Genomic DNA, 19,724 nt, shown 5'->3' on the forward strand with positions numbered 1-19,724 from the left:
CTGGATAGCCTGCTCCACCGAGGCAGGCAGCCGACCGAACTTCATAGTCGATAGCTCGATCAATGTCGCCGCCCGCCCACGGGCTTCACCGCGCGCTTCTCCTTCTGCGCGCAACCCGTCAGCGGTAGTCACGATGACCTCCTCAGTTCGGGCACGAATCGATTGGTCGGCGCGGGAGTAATCGAGTAGGCCCTTACTCAGACCAGGACGTCGTCCAGACTGCTTGCCGTGAGCACCCGCGCGGTCCACACCTTGAGCTGCTCCAACCCGGCATCACGGACAGCCTGTTCGACCGAGGCAGGCAGCCGACCAAACCTCAGCGTCAACTGCTCGATCAACGTCGCCGCTCGCCCGCGCGCTTCACCACGTGCTTCACCTTCTGCGCGCAACCTGTCAGCTGTAGTCACGATGACCTCCTTGGCTTCGTACCCGAGTTGATCGGTGAGGGGATCGAGGTCGTCGGGATCCATATCACCGACGACGATAATGTACTTCACGATGGTTCTGAAGTCCTGTTTCCCACCGGGACCTGCGAGGATGGCCGCCAGGTCGGCAACAAGGGGCTCGAGCTGCGCGACGAGGTCAGGGTTGCCCGATGCAATTTTCTGCAGGCACAGCATGACTTTGGCCGCGGGTGTCAGAGGCCGTCGCAGTAGTGCGGGCAGATCGACGGCATTGACGTCATCGAGCACGTACCGCAACCGGGGCAGGTAGTCGCCGAGCGGCGCCCGGGTGTCGGCATCGACATCGATCAGCTCCGCTACGTCCATCGGTGCCGTCCACCGGCAGCCGGACGGGCCGACGAACGACCACCGGAATGATCGGCGGCAGCAATCGAGCATCAGGCTGCGAACGCAGGTAATGGTTCCAGATGCTGACGACGTATTCGAGCATCCGGAACGGCATCAGATTGTCACTGCGGCTCTGATGCTCCAACAAGATGTAGACGAACGCGTCGTGACCGTCGAGCTTGGTCCGGAACAGTAGGTCACTCTGGCGGGACCGCAGCTCGTCGGACACGAACGTGCCCGACTGCACCTCGAGAGTGGTCCAATCCAGGCGCGCCACAATCTCCCTCGGCAACACCAGACGTAGTTCCGACGCGGCCTCCGCGGGTCGGCCGAGTACGTTGCGGAAGTAAGCGTCGTGTGGGTTCGACGGGTTCGCGGCCATGTGGCGCACCGTACTACCGCCCACCGACACCGCGGTCAGCCGAATGAAGTTGCACGCCAGGCGGATCCACGACCTGGACTGCTCCTCCCGGCAGCGTAGGGGTTCGCGACAGCAAGAATCCGACCGGCCCGGCACTGGTATTCACTCCGAGCGAGTGGGACGCCTTCACCGCAGGCGTACAAGACGGTGAGTTCACCCGCCCCACGACGTAACAGCCCTCGACCCGACCATGGGTAACGGCCTCAATCCACCACGTAATGGACTGAGGCCGTTAATGGTTCCCGTACTCGCGCCCCGTCCAAATAGGTTGCCTCGAACCCGACATGCGCGCCCGCGGCCAGTGCCCCATCCAGATAGCTCCCTGCGGAATCGAACTTCGGATAGGGGATCCGCCGAGCGCAGTCGAAATGTGATACCGAACGGCGTGTCGAGCCACGTTTCGACTGCGCTCGGCGAGCGACAACCGGATGCCCCCGTGCGCGCCGCGCTCGGCAGTGTCCAATCAGGTCGCAGCACATTGCGTTTCGATGTTCGCGGTATCGGCTCGGATCATGCTGGTCGGCAGGCGTCAGCCGAGATCGAATGGGCCGTCGGAGATCACGGTGCCGAGCAGGCCGAGATCGACGCCGAGATCGGACGTCGCGGCCGTACACGCCGCCACGTCCTTACGCAAGAAGGGCGCCGCCAGCTGTTCGAATTTCGGGAATCCCCCGGTGCGCCGAATCGAACTCGCCGCATAGCTGTTACCACTGCACGCCGCCAGCGCGTCCAGCAAATCGTTGTCCTCGATGCCCAATCGCCTGCCCACCTCTGCCGCGAGCGCCACCAGCTGTGCATTCGCGGCGAATAGGGCATTGTTCACCAGTTTCACACCCAATGCACTGCCGAGCCCACCCGTGGCGACAATCGTTCGAGCATAGGCCTCTAGCACCGGGCGCACCGCTTCCACCGCCAACGCCGGACCACCCAGTAGCACTGTCAACTTCCCGGCCGCGATATCGTCTGCCGAACCGCTCACTGGGCCGTCCAACAGCACCGGTCCGTCCGGATGCGTTGCGGCCAAATCCTTTACCGTCGATACCGCGCCCGTCGTATGCGAGACCACGACCGTATCCGGGCCCGCTGCCGCCAATACGCCGTCGGGGCCGCCGACGACCTCGACCAATTGCGCGTCGGAGAACACGCAGACGATCACGATATCCGCGCCCGCGGCCGCCGCGGCAGCCGAATCCACCACCTCCGCACCGCATGCCCGCAAACGTTCCCGCACCGATTCCCGGCGCGCGTAGACCACCACCCGATAGCCGGCCCGCACCAGCCGAATCACCATCGGCTCGCCCATCTGTCCCGCACCGACAAACCCGATGACCTGCGACATGCGTGCACTCCTCACTCGATCCACCGGACAACCTACGCAAGGCTACCGTTGCACTTACCATAGACAATACGATATATATTTCGGCGGATCGGCGATACGGCAACGAGAGGCCGGTTCTCCGCTCGCGGATATGATCCATCCGCATACGACGCCGCAGGCAAAGGAGGGCAAGTGACCGGCCGACTCACGGATAAGGTGGCGTTCATAACCGGAGCAGCGCGAGGTCAGGGCCGCGCGCACGCGGTGCGCATGGCTACCGAAGGCGCCGACATCATCGCCGTCGACGTGGCGGGCCCACTCCCGCCGGCGGTTCCCTACGATTCGGCAACGCCCGACGACCTCGCCGAGACGGTGCGGCTGGTCGAAGCGACCGGCCGCCGGATACTCGCCTCCGCCGTCGATATCCGGGACCTGGACGGACTGCGCAAGGCCGTGCAGGACGGGGTCGACGCCCTGGGCCGCCTCGACACCATTGTCGCCAACGCCGGAATCTGCATCCCCGAAACCTGGGACGCCATAACCCCCGATTCCTTCCGCGACGTCATCGACATCAATGTCATCGGAACCTGGAACACCGTAATCGCGGGCGTCCAGCCCATTATCGATGGCGGCCGCGGTGGGTCGATCATCTTGATCAGCTCCGCCGCGGGCGTGAAGATGCAGCCGTTCATGGTGCATTACACGGCCAGCAAGCACGCCATCACCGGAATGGCCCGATCATTGGCGGCCGAACTCGGAAAGCACGAGATCCGCGTGAACAGCGTGCACCCCGGTGCGGTCAATACGCCCATGGGCAGTGGTGACATGGTCGCCGCGCTGGGCCGGGCATTCGAATCGAATCCGCAACTGGCGCATATGACCACACCGTTCCTCCCGGCGTGGATCGCCGAACCGGAGGACGTGTCCAACGCCGTGTGCTGGCTGGCCAGCGACGAAGCACGCTTCATCACGGCCGCCCAGATATCGGTCGACCTCGGATCCACCCAATACTGAGCTCAGCCATAAGGACATAGCCATGTCGTTACTCGAAGGCCGCGTCGCCGTTGTCACCGGCGGCGCCCAGGGCATCGGACTCGCCATCGCCGAGACATTCGTGCTGCACGGGGCGCGTGTGGTGGTGGGTGATCTGAATCCCGGTGACACGCAACGTATTCTGGGCGACGAGGTCGCGCGTGCGGTGCGCTGCGATGTCACGCGGGCAACCGATATCGCGGCCCTGCTCGATACGGCGCTCACCGCATTCGGTGCGCTCGACATCATGGTGAACAACGCGGGCATCACCCGCGACGCCTCCATGCGCAAGATGTCGGAGGAGGACTTCGACGAGGTGATCGCGGTGCATCTCAAAGGCACCTGGCACGGCACCAGGATGGCGGCGGCGATCATGCGGGAAGCTCGACGCGGCAGCATCGTGAACATCTCCTCGCTCTCCGGCAAGGTCGGGATGGCCGGTCAGACCAACTACTCCGCCGCGAAGGCGGGCATCATCGGATTGACGAAGGCCGCGGCCAAGGAAACGGCCGCTCATGGTGTGCGGGTCAATGCGATCCAGCCCGGGTTGATTCGTTCGCCGATGACCTTGGCGATGCCAGAACACGTGTGGGCGCAGAAGATGTCCGAAATTCCGATGTCGCGCGCCGGTGAGCCGACCGAGGTCGCGAACGTCGCGCTGTTCCTCGCCTCGGACCTGTCCTCCTATATGACAGGCACCACCCTGGAAGTGACCGGTGGACGGTTCATGTGATCGCCCCGGATCAAGTCGATTTCCCTGCTCCTGGAGACGAATTCCATGCGTGAAGTTGTGATCTGCGAACCCGTCCGCACCCCCATCGGACGCTACGGGGGATCGTTCCGGTCGCTCACCGCGGTCGGCCTCGGCGTCGCCGCACTGCGAGGTCTGTTGCGGCGTACTGGAATCGACCCCGAAATCATCGAGGACGTCGTGCTCGGCCACTGCTATCCGAACAGCGAAGCCCCAGCGATCGGCCGCGTCGTCGCACTCGATGCCGGGTTGCCCGTCACGGTCGGCGGGATGCAGATCGACCGACGCTGCGGCTCCGGCCTGCAGGCCGTCATCCAGGCCGTGCTGCAGGTACAGAGCGGCGCCAACGAGGTGGTCGTCGCGGGCGGCGCCGAGAGTATGAGCAATGCCGCGTTCTATTCGCTCGATATGCGCTGGGGCGGCGCCCGCGGCGGCGTGCAGGTGCACGACGGTCTCGTCCGGGGCCGCGAAACAGCCGGCGGGCAACATCATCCGGTCCCCGGCGGCATGTTGGAGACCGCGGAGAATCTGCGCAGGACCTACGACATCACCCGCGTGGAGCAGGATCGACTCGCCGTGCTGTCGCACCAGCGTGCGGTCGCGGCGCAGCAGAGCGGCGCGAGCGCAGAGCAGATCATCCCGGTCACCGTGTCCGCGCGAGGTTCGGAGACCCGGATCGAGATCGATGAACACCCCCGCGCCGATACCACCCTCGAGGCGCTCGCCGAGTTGAAACCCATTCGCGCGCGACTCGATCCGGATGCCACGGTCACGGCGGGCAACTCCAGCGGCCAGAACGACGCCGCCGCGATGTGCCTGGTCACCACCCGCGACAAAGCCGAGCAACTCGGGCTCACCCCACTGGTCACCCTCAAATCCTGGGCGGTGGCCGGAGTACGACCCGACATCATGGGCATCGGCCCGGTACCCGCGTCCGAGGCGGCGCTGAGCCGAGCCGGACTCACCCTCGCCGATATCGACCTGATCGAACTCAACGAGGCCTTCGCCGCCCAGGCACTCGCCGTAATGCGCGAGTGGAAGTTCGGCGAGCAGGACCTCGAACGCACCAACGTGCACGGCTCCGGCATCTCGCTCGGCCACCCGGTGGGCGCCACCGGCGGACGCATGCTCGCAACGCTCGCACGCGAAATGCGCCGGCGCGAACTGCGTTACGGTCTGGAAACCATGTGTATCGGTGGCGGACAGGGCCTGGCCGCCGTCTTCGAGAGGGTGGCATGACCAAGCGCATATTCACCTCGCTGGACGAGCTGCGCGGCGCGGTCGGCGAATCCATCGGGCCGGGCCCGTGGCTGACGATCGACCAGGCGCGCATCGACGCCTTCGCCGAAGCCACCGGCGACGACCAGTGGATCCACGTGGATCCGCAACGCGCCGCGGACGGACCCTACGGCGCGACGATCGCCCACGGCTACCTCACCCTCTCGCTGATCCCGCTGCTGGGCCGCGACATCTACGCCCTGGACTTCGGCACGGCCCGAATCAACTATGGCAGCAATACCGTTCGCTTTCCGTCGGCGGTCCGCTCCGGCACCCGTATCCGTGCCACCGCGACCATCGCGGACCTGCGCGTCGAACAGTCGCGGGCACAGCTCACCGTGCGCTGGACCATCGACAACGAAGGACAGGCCAAACCCGCGTGTGTCGCGGAAACAGTTACGGTGGTGGTGCTGTGAAACTCGCACGAACACAGGGTCTTTCCGAGGTCCAGACCGAAATCCTGAATACGGTCCGCACGTTCGTGGACAAGGAGATCATTCCTACCGCTCAGGAACTCGAACACACCGACACCTACCCGCAGGCCATCGTCGACCGGATGGCGGAGATGGGGCTGTTCGGCCTCATGATTCCGGAGGAATACGGTGGACTCGGCGAATCGCTGCTCACCTACGCGCTCTGCGTCGAGGAACTGGCACGGGGCTGGATGAGCATTTCGGGGGTGATCAATACCCACTTCATCGTGGCGTATCTGCTTCAGCACCATGGCACCCCCGAGCAGAAAAAACACTTCCTGCCCCGGATGGCCACGGGCGAGATCCGCGGCGCATTCTCGATGTCGGAACCCGAACTCGGCTCGGATGTAGCCGCCATTCGCACCAAGGCGGTCCGCGACGACGCGGGCAACTACATCGTCGACGGCCGGAAGATGTGGCTCACCAACGGCTCGACGGCGACCGTGGTCGCGGTCCTGGTCCGCACCGACGAGGGCCGCGAACGCCCGCACGACAACCTCACCACCTTCCTCATCGAAAAACCCGCCGGATACGGCACGGTGGCGCCCGGCCTGACCATTCCCGGCAAGATCCACAAAATGGGCTACAAGGGCATCGATACCACCGAGCTGCTCTTCGACAACTACCCCACGACCGCGAACACGGTGCTCGGCGGCATCCCGGGCGAGGGCTTCAAGCAGATGATGGACGGCATCGAGGTCGGCCGGGTCAATGTCGCCGCCAGAGCCTGCGGAATAGCCATCCGCGCATTCGAACTCGGCGCCCGCTACGCCCAGCAGCGATCGGCCTTCGGCAAACCCATCGTCGAGCACCAGGCCATCGGCTTCACGCTGGCGGAGATGGCGACCAAAGTCGAAGCGGCACATCTGATGATGGTCAATGCCGCCCGGCTCAAGGATTCCGGTGAACGCAACGATGTCGCCGCGGGTATGGCCAAATACCTGGCCAGCGAATTCTGCAATGAAGTCACCCAGGCCAGTTTCCGAATCCACGGCGGCTACGGCTACTCCACCGAGTACGAAATCGAGCGGCTCATGCGCGAGGCGCCGTTCATGCTGATCGGCGAAGGCACCAGTGAGATCCAGAAACGGATCATCGGTAAGGGCGTACTGCGCGACTACCGCCTCTAGATCTTGTCGCCCCGCCGTTTTCGACCGACCGGCCCCGCAGCGCGGGGCCGTTCGTGTCGTTGTCAGACCCGCGCGAGACCGTCGAGATTGTGCACCGTCAGACCCCAGTCGACGATCAGATCCAGGCTGGCGGCCACCCGACCGGTGATGTCTTCGGCACAATCACACAGCGCGACCACCGCCTCGACCGTCTCCTCCACCGCCTCGAACAGCTCGGTCGGCAACTGATCACCCATCAGATCCGCCATTCCCTCGCTCATGACCGCGATGCGCGGCCCGACCGCGTTGACCCGGATCCCGGTGCCGTGCAGATCTCCGGCCAGGCCGCTGGTCAGCCGGTTCAATGCCGCCTTCGTCGTACCGTAGAGCTCCATCGTCGATCCCTGCGGGCCGAGATAGAACGGCGGCCCGTCGTGCAGACGAGCGCCGAAGCTGGTCATATTCACGATCCAACCCGCACCCGCCGCGCGCATACCGGGCACGACCTGCTGGGTGAGTTCCAGTGGGGCGATGACATTGCACTCATAGGCGGTGCGCTGCTGGCGCGCCGACACCTCGGTCAACGGGACGGCCGCGGGTGAGACGGCATTGTTGACCAGGATGTCGACTGGCCCGCCGAGAATTTCGACGGCTTGCGATATCACCGTCGAGCGCGCATCCGGGTCGGCGAGGTCCGCGACGATCGTGCCGACCCGGTGGCCGTACGCACGCAGCGCGGCCTCGGTCTGCCGCAGGCTGCCCGGCATCGTCGGGTGTTTATCGAGCGTGCGGGCCACCAGCGCGACATCGGCGCCCTCCGCCGCCAACCGCTGTGCGGTACCGGCTCCGATACCCCGGCTGGCGCCGGTGACGACCGCGCGCCTGCCTCCGAAACGACCTGCCATGATGTTCTCCTCTCGGAATGAGTTATGCGCGTCCACGCTGCCGAGCGGCAGTGGCGCTGCCGGCAGCGGTGAACGCTTCGAGGTCGTAGGTACGCCCCCTGCTGTGGGCGGCCTCGGCGGCCAGCGCACCGGACGGTGACAGCTCCGCACCACGGGCATAGAGTTCGAGCAGCTCGCCGACCGCCGCGGTCGCGGGTATGCGCTGGGCGAGGTCGAGGGTGAACGGCAACAGATCAGTATGCGGCACAACGTGATTCACCAGACCGAGCCGAAGCGCGGTGTCGGCGTCGACGAATGCGCCGGTAATCGACAGCTGCCGGGCCGCACGGACACCGATGGCGCGCGGCAGCAGAGCCGTGAGTCCCCACGCCGGCACCACGCCGAGCAAGGCATGGGTATCGGCGAAGCGGGCACGCGTGGAGGCGATGATGAACGAGCAGCTGAGTGCGATCTCCAGCGCGCCGGAGACGCACGCACCGTTCACCGCACAGATCACCGGCTTGCGCGCCGCGCGTGCGGCAGCGGCCGGATTGATCTCGGGCGAGCCGGCCGCCGCGTCGAGTTGTTTGTAATCGACCCCGGCACTGAATACCGGATCGACCGCGGTCAGCACCACGGCGCGCACGGCATCGTCGCGATCGGCATCCGCTATGGCTTCGCACAGGGCGATTCGGAGGGGGCCGTGCAGTGCATTTTTCGAATCGGGCCGATCGATGGTCAGGACGCGTACCGCGCCGCGCTGCTCGGAATGAAGGTATTCGCTCACGCTCTCGTCTCATCACATTTGTCGACGGTTGCCGGAGGGCACTGCCATAGGATAAAACTACAGTGATTTCTTATCAGACGTTGCGGCCCGGCCACAAGAGCTCGACCGGCCCCTTGCCCGGCCGCCGTGGCCGAAATGATCGAAAGGACGAGTTCCGGTGAAAGTGCATTTGCAGGTGGACGGGTCACCGACCGAAGTCCGCGACAGCGCCCGCGCGATCGCCGCGCTGGGCGCCGATGGAATCTTCTCCTTCGAGGGACAGCACGACGTCTTCTTCCCCCTGGTACTCGCGGCGGGCGAAACCGACCTGGAATTGATGACCAATGTGGCGATAGCCGGGCCGCGCAGTCCACTACACCTGGCGCATGCCGCCTATGACCTCCAGGTGTACAGCCGCGGCCGATTCCGGTTGGGCCTGGGTTCACAGGTCCGCGTACACATCGAAAAGCGTTACGGCAGCCAGTGGGGCAAGCCGGCCAATCGGATGGCGGAATCCGTCGCGGCGGTCAAGGCGATCTTCGCGGCATGGGAGCGCAAGGCGCCGTTGGACTTTCGCGGTGAGTACTTCACCCATACGCTGATGCCACCCAACTTCGATCCGGGTCCCAACCCGTTCGGACCGCCACCGGTGCTCATGGGCGCATTGGGGCCGATCATGACCCGCAAGGCCGCCGAAGTAGCCGACGGCCTGCTCGTCATGCCGTTCAACAGCACCCGGCATTTCGCCGAGCGCACCGTACCCGCCGTCACCGCGGGTTTGCGCAAGTCACATCGCGAGCTCGACCAGTTCCAGGTGATCGCCCAGGTCATGGTGGCAGTCGGACGCACCGAAGCCCGACTCGCGACGGCCGTTGATCGCGTGGCCGCACTGATCGCCTTCTACGGGTCGACCCCGCCGTACCGCGCCGTCCTGGAAGTGCACCGCTGGGAGCACTTGCAGCCCGAACTCAACGAGCTGTCGAAACAGGGTAAGTACGCCGAGATGCGTGCCTTGATCACCGAGCCGATGGTGCGCGCCTATGGGATCGTCGGCACGCCGGAGGAATGCGCCGCTCAGGTTCAAGAGCGCTACGGCGCGTACGCATCCGATGTCTGCTGCTATTTCCCCGGCTATGCGCCCGATAGCGCGGAAATTGCCGATCTCGTGAAAGCCCTGCAGTCCATCCCGTCCACCACCCGGCTCGGTTGAGCGCACAGCGCCGGCCGTCGCGGGAAATACGGTGGCGCACAAGCACAAGTAGAATACAACGATGGCCAAGCCGCTCATACCCGTCGAGGTTATCTACGATCACGCGCTGGCATTGCTGGACGCCGAGGGTGCCGATGCCCTGAGCACGCGGCGGCTGGCCACCGAACTCCGGATCTCGACCCGCACGCTGTATCAGCAGGTCGGTAACCGGGAACAACTCATCCGCGCCCTGGTGGCCCGGCATTTCTCGCTGTTGCGACTCGACTTCCACGAGTACGAGGATTGGGAATCGACGGCGGTGCAGTGGTGCCTGGCCCTGCACGACGCCTTACGCGCGCACCCGTTCCTCACCGAGCTCATGACGATCGAGGATCGCAGCGCGGTCATGGACTATGTACACGAATTGGTGGAAGCCACCCGGCGGGAAGGATTTCCACTTCGTCTTGCCGTGGAATGCTGCCGCGCATTGGTCAACCTCACAATAAACCACACAATCGTGGAGGTGCGCGGCATGCGCCAACCAAAGCTTTCCGAGGAATCCGCGGAGCGGGTGGATAAAACCGAGAAGAACTTCGTGATGTCGATTCGCTGGATGCTCGCGGGTGTCCGAGCCGAATCGCAGTCGGATAATACGACATTCCCCGACGCCACTCCGGCGGCACGGTCACCGAAACGGCGTGCCACCGACAAAGCCACGCGGTAAACACGGGAAGATACAAAAATAATATGGCGGTTGCCGTCCCGAATTCGGGGCGGCAACCGCCATATGAAGAACCGGACGCTCGACGCATCAGCTCGGCCATCAATGGAATGGCTCGGGCGGAACCGTCTCGGTGATTGTCTGCGGGGCTCCCTGCCAGCCGCACGGCAGACCACAAGTCGGGTAGATCGTCGTCTCGGATCGACCGCCGATGAAGGTCCGGGTCGCGCTCGACGCCTGCGCGGCATACCCGCACCGCGGGCATTTCGCGAAGTAGTTCAGGACTTCGCGGACCGTGCTGTGGATCGGCTCGTCGATACCGGCCCGCGCACGTGGCGCCATCGGCGGCGGGGAATCGAGCTGCCACCAACGCAGTCGCGCCTCATGGGTTTTCGGCGCGCTACCCATCGCAGGGCAACTCACCTCGGCTGGAATCGTTGCGCACCATCGATCCGCACGACCTCGCCGTTGATGTACGGGTTTTCCAGCAGGTGCTGGGCGAGCGAGGCGTATTCGTCCGGTGCGCCGAGCCGCTTCGGGAAGGGCACCGACGCGGCGAACTTCGCCAGCCGCTCCTCGCCGAGGAAGTCCATGAGCGGTGTGTGGATGGTGCCCGGTGCGATGCTGTTCAACCGGATGCCCACCGAGCTGAGATCCCTTGCGCCCGATAAGGTCAGCGAGATCACCCCGCCCTTGGCCGCCGAGTAGGCGGACTGACCGATCTGGCCCTCGTACCCGGCGATCGAGCTCGTCATCACGATCGCGCCGCGCTCCCCGTTCGGCTTGGGGTCCAGTTTCGCGATCCGCGCGGCGGTCAGGCGCAGCACGTTGTAGGTGCCGGTGAGGTACAGCGCGATGGTGTCGGCGAAGCCCTTCAGCGTGGCCGGGCTGCCGTCCCGGTTGATGACGCGCTCCAACACACCGAAACCACCGTGGGCGATGACCGCGTACCGCAGCACACCCAGCTCGTCCGCCTTCGCCAGCGCGGCCTCGATGGTCGTATCGTCGAGCACGTCGGTGCGCACATAGGCGACCTTGTTGCCGAGTTCGTCGGCCAGCGCCGTCGCCTTCTCGTCATTGACATCGGCGATGACGACGGCGGCGCCCGCGCCGTGCAACCGGCGCACCGTGGCATCGCCCAACCCGCCGGCACCACCGGTCACCAGTACAACTTCACCTTCGAACGACACAGCGTCTCCTTACTTCATGGGTCGATTGTGATGCGGCACGCGAGCCGAAAGCCCTTACGCGCCGGTCCATTTGGGTGCACGCTTTTCGGCGAAGGCCAGCGCGCCCTCCTGCGCATCCTTCGACTGGAACACCGGAATGACCAGTTCCAGCTGCTTCTGCCACATCTCCTCGGAGGTCCAATCGCTGGATTTGACGATGACCTCTTTGGTTTTCGCGACAGCGAGCGGCCCGTTCGCGCAGATCCGCTCGGCCAGGGCCAGCGCTTCCTCGAGCGCCCTTCCCGGCTCCGTGAGGACATTCACCAGGCCGTAGGCCGCGGCCTCCTCGGCCGTGAAATTGTCACCGGTCAGCGCCAGTTCGACAGCCTTCTGATAGGGGATGCGGCGCTGCAGCCGCAGCAGCCCGCCGCCCGCGGCGACCAAGCCGCGCTTGACCTCCGGAATACCGAATTTCGCGGTCTTCGAGGCGACGATCAGATCGGTCGCCAGTACCACCTCGGTGCCGCCCGCCAGGGCGTACCCCTCGACAGCGGCGATGATCGGTTTGACCGGCGGCTTTTCGGTGAAGCCGAGGCCGCGCCCCGGCACGATCACGATCTCGCCGGCCGAGAATGCCTTCAAATCCATTCCCGCACAGAAATTCCCACCGGCGCCGGTTACCACGGCAACCGACAGTTCGGGGCTCTCGTCGAGCTCGTCGACCGCGTCGGCCAGTCCCTGACTGACCGCGGTATTGATCGCATTGCGCGCGTCCGGCCGGTTGATCGTGATCACCAGTGTGCGCCCGCGGCGTTCCCGCAGAACTTCATCCGACACCGATAGCCTCCACTCGTATCGCCAGCTTTAGAAAAGCTTACTATAAGTCTTTCAGTATGAGAACCGCAGCCGGACGTCCGGCCCGCTGATCGCGAACCGGCGCCCAGCCGGGCGAGGTCAGACCTCCACGATGAGCGCGCCACCCTGGCCGCCGCCCGCGCACATCGCCGCCACGCCGATGCCGCCGCCGCGCCGCCGCAGTTCGTAGAGCAACGTGGTCACCATCCGGGCGCCGGAAGCCGAAATCGGATGTCCCAGACTGCATCCGCTGCCGGAGAAGTTCACCAGGTCTTCGTCGAGCCCGTGCTCGCGACACGCGGCGATCGGCACCGATGCGAAGGCCTCGTTGATCTCCCACAGCGCCACATCGGCGGGCTGCAGGCCCGCGCGGTCGAGGATCTTGCCGATCACCTTGCCCGCGGCGAGACCGTTGTCGGCCGGCGTGACGGCGGCATTGGCCCAGGCCCGCACCGTGCCGAGGACCTCGAGCCCCTCGACCGCGGCATAGTCGTCGCCGACCAGCGTCACCGCCGCCGCGGCATCGTTGATCCCGCTGCTGTTGCCCGCCGTGATCGAGAAGCCCTCGATCTCCGGATGCAGCACGGGCAACGCCGCCAACCGCTCCAAAGTGGTATCGCGCCGCGGGAATTCATCGACCGCGAAGTCGAGCACCGAACCGTCGAGCTGCTGGACCTTCATCGGCACGATCTCGTCGACGAATTTCCCGGCATCGATCGCGGCGACCGCCCGCTGATGCGACCGCAGCGCCCACGCGTCCATCTCCGCGCGACTGATACCCGCCTTCTTCGCCGTGTTCCAGCCAACGGTGATCGCCATGTCCAGGGTGGGCGCGTCCGGTGTTTCCGGATGCGAAGGCGGCATCCACGGTTCGACGAACTCGAGCTCCGCCCGGCCCGGCACCCGCCATTTCATCAGCGGTGCGGTCGACAGGGACTGCACACCACCGGCGACGATCACCCGCTCCATCCCCGAGACGATGTGCGCCGCCCCGTTCCCGATCGCGGTCAAGCTGCCCGTGCAGTGCCGATTGACCGCCTGGCCCGGCACGGTCAGCATCCCGGCGGCCACAGCGGCATGCCGCGCCAGATCGCCACCGCCGTAATTCAATTCGGCGAGAATGACGTCGTCGACGGCGGCCGGATCGATGCCGGCCCGGCGAACCGCCTCCGGCAGGATCGTGGTCGCCAGGGTTTCGGAAGGCACATTCGCCAGCGCCCCTTTGAATGATCGTCCGATCGCGGTCCTGACGGCGCTGACGATGACAGGTTTGGCCATATCTCTCAACCTCTCAGCTATCGAGCCGCACCCGCGGGCGCGGCGTCATCGAATGTCATGGATATTACAGTTAGCCATACAGTACAAGCGGCCATCGAAGGTCGCGCATGTTCACTCACACAGCGCGGCGCGTTCATCGCGATACCTCGAGCATTTCGAAATCGGACTTCTCGGCCCCACAGTCCGGGCAGGTCCAGTCATCCGGAATCTCGTCCCACCGGGTGCCGGGCGCGATACCGTCATCGGGCCAGCCCAGTTCCTCGTCGTATTCGAATCCGCAGATCACGCAGCGGAACAACCGGTAGGTGATCGCGGTCTCGCTCATCGGCCCTTACCCCACGGCACGGCCTTGACGAAACCGCCCGCATCCACCCGCAATTGGCTGCCGGTGATGTAGCGCGCGTCGTCACCGGCCAGGAAAACAACGAGATTGGAGACGTCCTGCGGTTCGATGTACGGGATGGGCATCGCCTGCATCGCCGGGAACGCCGCCTCGGCGTCCTCGCGGGTCGGCGACTCCAGATCGGGCCGGAAGACCTTGTACATGCCCTCGTTGTGCAGCATGTCGGTATTCACATTGGTCGGATGCACCGCGTTGACCCGGATCGACTTCTTCGCCAACTGGATCGACAAGTCGTTGACGTAGTGTGCGACAACCTGTTTCGCGAAGCTGTACGCCGAACCGCCCGGCCCCTGCTTGGTGGAACTGCCCAGCTGGGCGGCCAGCGAACCGGTCGCGATAATCGACGCTCCGGCACCGAGGTACGGAATGCTGGCCTGGATGACATTGAACACCCCCACCAGATCGGTATCGACGGTGTCCGACCACGACTGCATGGTCTGCCCCTTGCCCATCGCGGAGATCCCGGCATTGGCCACCACGATGTCGAGCCGGCCCAACGCCTCGACACCCGCCGCGATCGCACTCCAGACCGCGCTGCGTTCCCGCACGTCCACGATCACGGGATGGACACGGACGCCTTCCTTTTCGACCAGCCGGGCGGTCTCCTCCAGATCCTCCGGGCGAGCCAGCGGGTACGTATTCCCCTCGAGGTCGGCGCAGATGTCCAACGCGATGATGCTCGCCCCCTCGGCCGCCAGATTGACCGCGTGCGAACGTCCCTGCCCGCGTGCGGCACCCGATATCACCGCGACCTTGTTGTCCAATTTCCCCACGGGGTACACCCTTTCCGTCGTTCAGTGGTGGGCAGCGCTTCGGTGCTAGCCACGGCGCCACGAATTGTTCAGTGCCGCCTAGGAATTCGGCTGCCGATTGTTTTGGTTTCCAGGTACTGCTGGAAACCCTCCAGGCCGCACTGGCGGCCGACGCCGCTGTTCTTGTAGCCGCCGAAGGGGGCGTCCGCGCCATAGAACATGCCGCCGTTGACACCGATCGCCCCGGTCCGGATACGCCGCGCAATAGCCATGCCCCGCTCCATCGATGCCGACAGCACCGCGCCGGCGAGGCCGTAGGCGCTGTCGTTGGCGATGCGCACGGCCTCCTCGTCGTCGGAGAACGGCATCATCACCAGGACGGGTCCGAAAATCTCCTCCTGAGCGATCGGCAGGCTGGGATCGTCGCAGACGAATACCGTCGGCTGGACGAAATAGCCTCCGGCAAGATGGGGAGGTAGCTTCGGCACCGCTGCACCGCCGGTCACCAGGCGGGCGCCGTCGACGGTCGCACGCGTGCACGCGTCCAGGACACGGCTGCGCTGCGCTGCGCTGATAACCGGTCCCACCACGGTTTCCGGCAGCGCCGGATCACCGACCGGTACCGCCTCGAACGCCGCCGCCACACCCGCGACCATCTCGTCGAACTTCGACCGGTGCACGAGCATCCGGCTGGTCGCGGCGCAGGCCTGACCCGCATGCACGCACACGCCGACCGCACTGCGCAGTGCTGCCGCCGGATCGGCGTCGTCCAATACGATCAACGCCGACTTTCCGCCCAGCTCCAGAAATGTGCGCTTCATGGTGTCGGCGCCCACCCGCATCAGCGTGCGCCCGACCGCGGTCGACCCGGTGAACGAGATCATGTCCACCCGCGGATCGGTCGCCAGCAATCCGGCGACCTCGTTGGACGGTGTGGGCACCACATTGACGACCCCCGGCGGAAAGTCGGTGCGCTCGGCGATCAGCCGCCCGAGTCGAGTGGCGTGCCACGGCGTATTCGGATCGGGCTTGAGCACCACCGTATTTCCCGCCGCCAGCGCGGGCCCGAGTTTGTTCAGCACGACCTCGAGCGGGAAGTTCGACGGGCAGATCGCCGCGACCACACCCACCGGTTCCTGTATCACGGTGCGCACATTGCGGTCACCGAACAGGCCGCCGCCGTCGAGCACGCGCTCCCAGCCGAATTCGTCGATCAGCCGCGACGGATACCGCAGGGACTCCGTCAACGGCCAATCCAGTTGCGCGTTGTGCAGCGTCATCGCCGGACATCCGGCCTCGGCGACGAGTTCCTCACCCAGCTCGTGCTTTTCGGCCTCGATGGCTTGCTGCAGTTGATCCAGACACCGCTGCCGCAGCGCCCGATTCGTCGACCAATCGGTTTCGTCGAAGGCCCGGCGCGCTGCCGCGATGGCCCGCAGCATATCCGCCGCACCCGCTGCCGCCGTGCTGCCGAGCGCCTTACCGGTCGCCGGGCTGACATTGTCGAACGCGGCGCCCGAGGCCGCCGCGACCAATTCGCCGTCGATCAGCATCTGGAATTCGGCTCGCTTCGCGGCTCGGCGGCCCAACTCGATAATGGGCGCCGATGTCTCCCCGACGATCTCGCTCACGACGCCCCCTCACCGGCATTCGGCTCGTCGTGCGCGTTGCGCGCTGTATTGATGGTTCGCTCGCCGCGCTCGCTCACATGTCCTCCTGATCATCCGGCACGCACCGGCAGCGGTTATCGAGCGTCACCGCCATCGCGCGCGACAGGCGGTGCGCTCCGGGTACACGGGAAGCGACGCTGATCCCCTTCGGACGACGTTGTCCGAGACCCGCCGGGATTGTCCATCCTGGATGCTTAACTGTAAGCATTACCGTATATTACTTCAAGACGGTGGGCAATCGCAGGAAAGGAAGCTCCTATGTCAGGTCTGCTCAATGGCGTCCGAGTAGTCGAACTGGCGTCGTGGACGTACGTGCCGAGCGCCGGCGCCGCACTGGCGGAGTGGGGCGCGGATGTGATCAAGATCGAGGACACCAAAGGCGGCGATCCGTGTCGCGCCCTGGTGGTCGGCGGCCTGGATCCCGCGCGGTCGCCGGTGCAGGCCAACTACATGATGGAACTCGGCAACCACGGCAAACGCAGCATCGGCGTGGATATCAAATCCGAGCGCGGACACGAGATCCTCGGCAAGCTGATCGCGAATGCCGATGTGTTCCTGACCAATTGGCTGCCCGGCCCGCTCGAACGGGCCGGTTTGTCCGTCGACCGGATACGCGAATTCAACCCGCGGATCATCATCGCTCGCGGCAGCGGCCACGGCAGTCGCGGACCCGAACGCGAGCGGGGCGGATTCGACGGCGCCAGCTACCTGGCGCGCGCCGGCGTCGCCTACGCACTCACCCCGCCCGATGCCGAATATCCCATGGCCCAGGGCCCCGCTTTCGGCGACCTCCAGGGCGGCATCACGTTGGCGGGCGGCGTCACGGCGGCACTGTTCCATCGGGAGCGCACCGGGCATGCCCCGATCGTCGACAGTTCCCTACTGGCGCAAGGCATGTGGGCCGTGGCACCGGATATCGCGGCGGCCGATTACTACGACATCGATCGGATCCCGCCGAACCCGGCGGGTACCGCGCTCAATCCCGCAGTCAACCGGTACAAGACACGCGACGGCCGCTGGGTGCAGATGATGCTGCTGCAGGCCGACCGGTACTGGCGGGGATTCTGCGAGCGCATCGGCCGGGCCGATATGGCCACCGACGAACGGTTCGTTCCGCTGGCGAATCTGGTCGTCAACCACGAGGCAGCCACCGTCGAACTGCGCAAGACGTTCGCCGAACGTGATCTCGCCGAGTGGCAGAAGGTCCTCGCCGACGAGCCGGGCGTGTGGGCCACCATCGCCAGCCCGCAAGAGGTGCTCGACGATCCCCAGGTGGCCGCCAACGGCTATCTGATGACGTTGACCGACAACGCTGGTAAGCCCTACCGAACCGTCAGCGCCCCAGTGCAATTCGACGAAACCCCGGCGCCACCGAGCCGCTCGCCGGAGTACGGCGAACATACCGAGACCATCCTGCTCGAACTCGGCATGGACTGGGACGAGATCGTCGCCGCCAAGGATGCGGGCGCGGTCCTCTGACGCAGATCCTGTCGGCCATCCCGCAGGGTCACACCATGAGCTATATTGTAAGGCATACTGTAACCCTCCTCGAGGAGCGTGGACGTGGACAAGAACGACATGATCCTGATCAGCGTCGATGACCACATCATCGAACCGCCGGACATGTTCAAGAACCACCTGCCGAAGAAGTACGCCGCCGACGCCCCGCGGCTGATACACACCGACGACGGCGCCGACATGTGGAAGTTCCGCGACATCGTGGTTCCCAATGTGGCACTCAACGCCGTGGCGGGGCGGCCGAAGGACGAGTACGGGCTCGAACCCGAAGGGCTCGACGAGATCCGGCCCGGCTGCTATGACGTCGATGAGCGCGTCAAGGATATGAATGCAGGCGGCATTCTGGCGTCGATGAACTTCCCATCGTTCCCCGGCTTCGCGGCCCGCCTGTTCGCCACCGACGATTCGGACTTCTCGCTGGCCCTGGTGCGGGCCTACAACGACTGGCACATCGATGAGTGGTGCGGCGCCTACCCCGGACGCTTCATTCCGATGGCGCTGCCGGTGATCTGGGACGCCGAACTGTGCGCCGCGGAAGTGCGCCGGTGCGCGGACAAGGGTGTGCATTCGCTGACGTTCACGGAGAACCCGGCGGCATTGGGCTACCCCAGTTTCCATGACCCGTACTGGAATCCGCTGTGGCAGGCCCTGGTCGATACCGACACCGTGTGCAGCGTCCACATCGGATCGTCGGGACGACTGTCGATACCCGCGGTCGACTCACCACCGGATGTGATGATCACCCTGCAGCCGATGAATATCGTGCAGGCCGCCGCGGATCTGTTGTGGTCCAAGCCCGTCAAGGACTATCCGGATCTGAAGATCGCACTGTCCGAGGGCGGCACCGGCTGGATCCCGTACTTCTTGGAGCGCGTCGACCGCACCTTCGAAATGCACTCGGCGTGGACCTTGCAGGACTTCGGCGGCAAGCGGCCGTCGGAGGTTTTCCGGGACCACTTCCTGACCTGTTTCATCAGCGATCCGATCGGCGTGCGGCTGCGCAACGAAATCGGCATCGACAACATTTCGTGGGAAGCCGATTACCCGCACAGCGACTCGATGTGGCCCGATGCTCCGGAGGCACTGCACGAGGTGCTGCAGCGCGAGCAGGTGCCCGATGACGAGATCGACAAGATGACCCATCTGAATGCCATGCGCTGGTATTCCTTCGACCCGTTCGCTCATGTGCCGCGGGAGAAGGCCACCGTCGGCGCGTTGCGCGCTGCGGCCGGAGACCACGATGTCAGTATTCAGGCGCGCAGCCACAAATCGACCGCGGCGGAGGAGAAGCTGCGGCAGTTCCAGTCGCAGATCAAAGCCGCGACCGCCCAGAACGCGAGCTGAGG

21 protein-coding genes and 1 pseudogene are annotated in these 19,724 nt (G+C 65.3%); 10 read left to right on the forward strand and 12 right to left on the reverse strand.

Annotation, left to right across the window (positions count from 1 at the left end):
• Window positions 1-197 precede the first annotated feature (197 nt).
• Both AB0L58_RS03515 and AB0L58_RS03520 read right to left on the reverse strand, forming a co-directional pair.
• Window positions 198-770 (reverse strand): hypothetical protein, encoded by a 573-nt coding sequence (locus AB0L58_RS03515; protein WP_364380398.1) that lies wholly within the window; start codon window positions 768-770, stop codon window positions 198-200.
• Window positions 682-1,173, reverse strand: coding sequence for an Rpn family recombination-promoting nuclease/putative transposase (locus tag AB0L58_RS03520; RefSeq protein ID WP_364380401.1), 492 nt, complete (start codon window positions 1,171-1,173; stop codon window positions 682-684). Before AB0L58_RS03520 ends, AB0L58_RS03515 begins: the two co-directional genes overlap by 89 nt.
• Window positions 1,174-1,262: 89 nt before the next feature.
• On the opposite strand from AB0L58_RS03520, the pseudogene AB0L58_RS03525 reads away from it, so the two are divergent.
• A pseudogene (locus tag AB0L58_RS03525) lies at window positions 1,263-1,385 on the forward strand (DUF397 domain-containing protein); the annotation flags it as partial.
• Between the two features lie 356 nt (window positions 1,386-1,741).
• On the opposite strand, the gene AB0L58_RS03530 reads toward AB0L58_RS03525, so the two are convergent.
• Window positions 1,742-2,551: an NAD(P)-dependent oxidoreductase gene (locus AB0L58_RS03530; protein WP_364380403.1), complete on the reverse strand. Its 810-nt coding sequence runs from the start codon at window positions 2,549-2,551 to the stop codon at window positions 1,742-1,744.
• A 171-nt stretch (window positions 2,552-2,722) separates the two neighbouring features.
• Here AB0L58_RS03530 and AB0L58_RS03535 point away from each other — a divergent pair, with 171 nt between their 5' ends.
• From AB0L58_RS03535 to AB0L58_RS03555, 5 genes are read left to right on the forward strand one after another with little or no spacing between them, the layout of a single operon-like run.
• Window positions 2,723-3,544, forward strand: a complete 822-nt coding sequence (locus tag AB0L58_RS03535; RefSeq protein WP_364380406.1) for a mycofactocin-coupled SDR family oxidoreductase — start codon at window positions 2,723-2,725, stop codon at window positions 3,542-3,544.
• Between the two features lie 22 nt (window positions 3,545-3,566).
• The gene (fabG, locus tag AB0L58_RS03540; RefSeq protein ID WP_364380409.1) at window positions 3,567-4,295 is read left to right on the forward strand and encodes a 3-oxoacyl-ACP reductase FabG; all 729 of its coding nucleotides are present in this window, start codon (window positions 3,567-3,569) and stop codon (window positions 4,293-4,295) included.
• A 45-nt stretch (window positions 4,296-4,340) separates the two neighbouring features.
• Window positions 4,341-5,552 carry an acetyl-CoA C-acetyltransferase gene (locus tag AB0L58_RS03545; protein WP_364380412.1) on the forward strand — a complete coding sequence of 404 codons (1,212 nt, stop codon included), beginning with the start codon at window positions 4,341-4,343 and terminating at the stop codon, window positions 5,550-5,552.
• Window positions 5,549-6,007 (forward strand): MaoC family dehydratase, encoded by a 459-nt coding sequence (locus tag AB0L58_RS03550; protein ID WP_364380415.1) that lies wholly within the window; start codon window positions 5,549-5,551, stop codon window positions 6,005-6,007. Before AB0L58_RS03545 ends, AB0L58_RS03550 begins: the two co-directional genes overlap by 4 nt.
• Window positions 6,004-7,194, forward strand: a complete 1,191-nt coding sequence (locus AB0L58_RS03555) for an acyl-CoA dehydrogenase family protein (protein ID WP_364380418.1) — start codon at window positions 6,004-6,006, stop codon at window positions 7,192-7,194. The genes AB0L58_RS03550 and AB0L58_RS03555 overlap by 4 nt, the downstream gene beginning before the upstream one ends.
• A gap of 62 nt (window positions 7,195-7,256) precedes the next feature.
• Here the strand turns inward: AB0L58_RS03555 and AB0L58_RS03560 are convergent, their stop codons facing one another.
• Entirely contained in the window at window positions 7,257-8,078 is an 822-nt protein-coding gene (locus AB0L58_RS03560; protein WP_364380421.1) for an SDR family oxidoreductase, read from the reverse strand.
• Between the two features lie 22 nt (window positions 8,079-8,100).
• Window positions 8,101-8,844, reverse strand: a complete 744-nt coding sequence (locus AB0L58_RS03565) for an enoyl-CoA hydratase-related protein (RefSeq protein WP_364380424.1) — start codon at window positions 8,842-8,844, stop codon at window positions 8,101-8,103.
• A gap of 157 nt (window positions 8,845-9,001) precedes the next feature.
• On the opposite strand from AB0L58_RS03565, the gene AB0L58_RS03570 reads away from it, so the two are divergent.
• Together AB0L58_RS03570 and AB0L58_RS03575 are read left to right on the forward strand one after the other, a co-directional pair.
• Window positions 9,002-10,033: a TIGR03617 family F420-dependent LLM class oxidoreductase gene (locus AB0L58_RS03570; RefSeq protein ID WP_364380426.1), complete on the forward strand. Its 1,032-nt coding sequence runs from the start codon at window positions 9,002-9,004 to the stop codon at window positions 10,031-10,033.
• 61 nt (window positions 10,034-10,094) lie between these two features.
• On the forward strand, window positions 10,095-10,736 hold the full coding sequence (locus tag AB0L58_RS03575) for a helix-turn-helix domain-containing protein (protein ID WP_364380429.1): 642 nt from the start codon (window positions 10,095-10,097) through the stop codon (window positions 10,734-10,736).
• Window positions 10,737-10,835: 99 nt separating this feature from the next.
• On the opposite strand, the gene AB0L58_RS03580 is transcribed toward AB0L58_RS03575, so the two are convergent.
• The 7 genes from AB0L58_RS03580 to AB0L58_RS03610 form a co-directional block, all read right to left on the reverse strand.
• Window positions 10,836-11,141, reverse strand: coding sequence for a hypothetical protein (locus tag AB0L58_RS03580; protein ID WP_364380433.1), 306 nt, complete (start codon window positions 11,139-11,141; stop codon window positions 10,836-10,838).
• 11 nt (window positions 11,142-11,152) lie between these two features.
• Window positions 11,153-11,923 (reverse strand): SDR family NAD(P)-dependent oxidoreductase, encoded by a 771-nt coding sequence (locus AB0L58_RS03585; protein WP_364380436.1) that lies wholly within the window; start codon window positions 11,921-11,923, stop codon window positions 11,153-11,155.
• 54 nt (window positions 11,924-11,977) lie between these two features.
• The gene (locus tag AB0L58_RS03590; protein WP_364380439.1) at window positions 11,978-12,739 is read right to left on the reverse strand and encodes a crotonase/enoyl-CoA hydratase family protein; all 762 of its coding nucleotides are present in this window, start codon (window positions 12,737-12,739) and stop codon (window positions 11,978-11,980) included.
• A gap of 117 nt (window positions 12,740-12,856) precedes the next feature.
• Window positions 12,857-14,035 carry a thiolase family protein gene (locus AB0L58_RS03595; protein WP_364380442.1) on the reverse strand — a complete coding sequence of 393 codons (1,179 nt, stop codon included), beginning with the start codon at window positions 14,033-14,035 and terminating at the stop codon, window positions 12,857-12,859.
• A 133-nt stretch (window positions 14,036-14,168) separates the two neighbouring features.
• A complete protein-coding gene (locus tag AB0L58_RS03600) occupies window positions 14,169-14,360 on the reverse strand; it encodes a rubredoxin (protein ID WP_364380444.1) in 192 nt (63 codons plus the stop codon).
• Complete coding sequence (locus AB0L58_RS03605; RefSeq protein ID WP_364380447.1) at window positions 14,357-15,211, reverse strand: mycofactocin-coupled SDR family oxidoreductase; 855 nt, start codon at window positions 15,209-15,211, stop codon at window positions 14,357-14,359. The genes AB0L58_RS03600 and AB0L58_RS03605 overlap by 4 nt, the downstream gene beginning before the upstream one ends.
• Window positions 15,212-15,279: 68 nt before the next feature.
• A complete protein-coding gene (locus tag AB0L58_RS03610) occupies window positions 15,280-16,821 on the reverse strand; it encodes an aldehyde dehydrogenase family protein (RefSeq protein WP_364380450.1) in 1,542 nt (513 codons plus the stop codon).
• A 297-nt stretch (window positions 16,822-17,118) separates the two neighbouring features.
• Here AB0L58_RS03610 and AB0L58_RS03615 point away from each other — a divergent pair, with 297 nt between their 5' ends.
• Both AB0L58_RS03615 and AB0L58_RS03620 read left to right on the forward strand, forming a co-directional pair.
• Window positions 17,119-18,339, forward strand: a complete 1,221-nt coding sequence (locus AB0L58_RS03615; protein ID WP_364380453.1) for a CoA transferase — start codon at window positions 17,119-17,121, stop codon at window positions 18,337-18,339.
• Between the two features lie 84 nt (window positions 18,340-18,423).
• Complete coding sequence (locus AB0L58_RS03620; protein ID WP_364380456.1) at window positions 18,424-19,722, forward strand: amidohydrolase family protein; 1,299 nt, start codon at window positions 18,424-18,426, stop codon at window positions 19,720-19,722.
• The last annotated feature ends 2 nt before the right edge of the window (window positions 19,723-19,724 follow it).

The sequence above is a fragment of the Nocardia sp. NPDC052112 genome, from assembly GCF_040680135.1.
In the GTDB taxonomy this organism is placed as follows: Bacteria; Actinomycetota; Actinomycetes; order Mycobacteriales; family Mycobacteriaceae; genus Nocardia.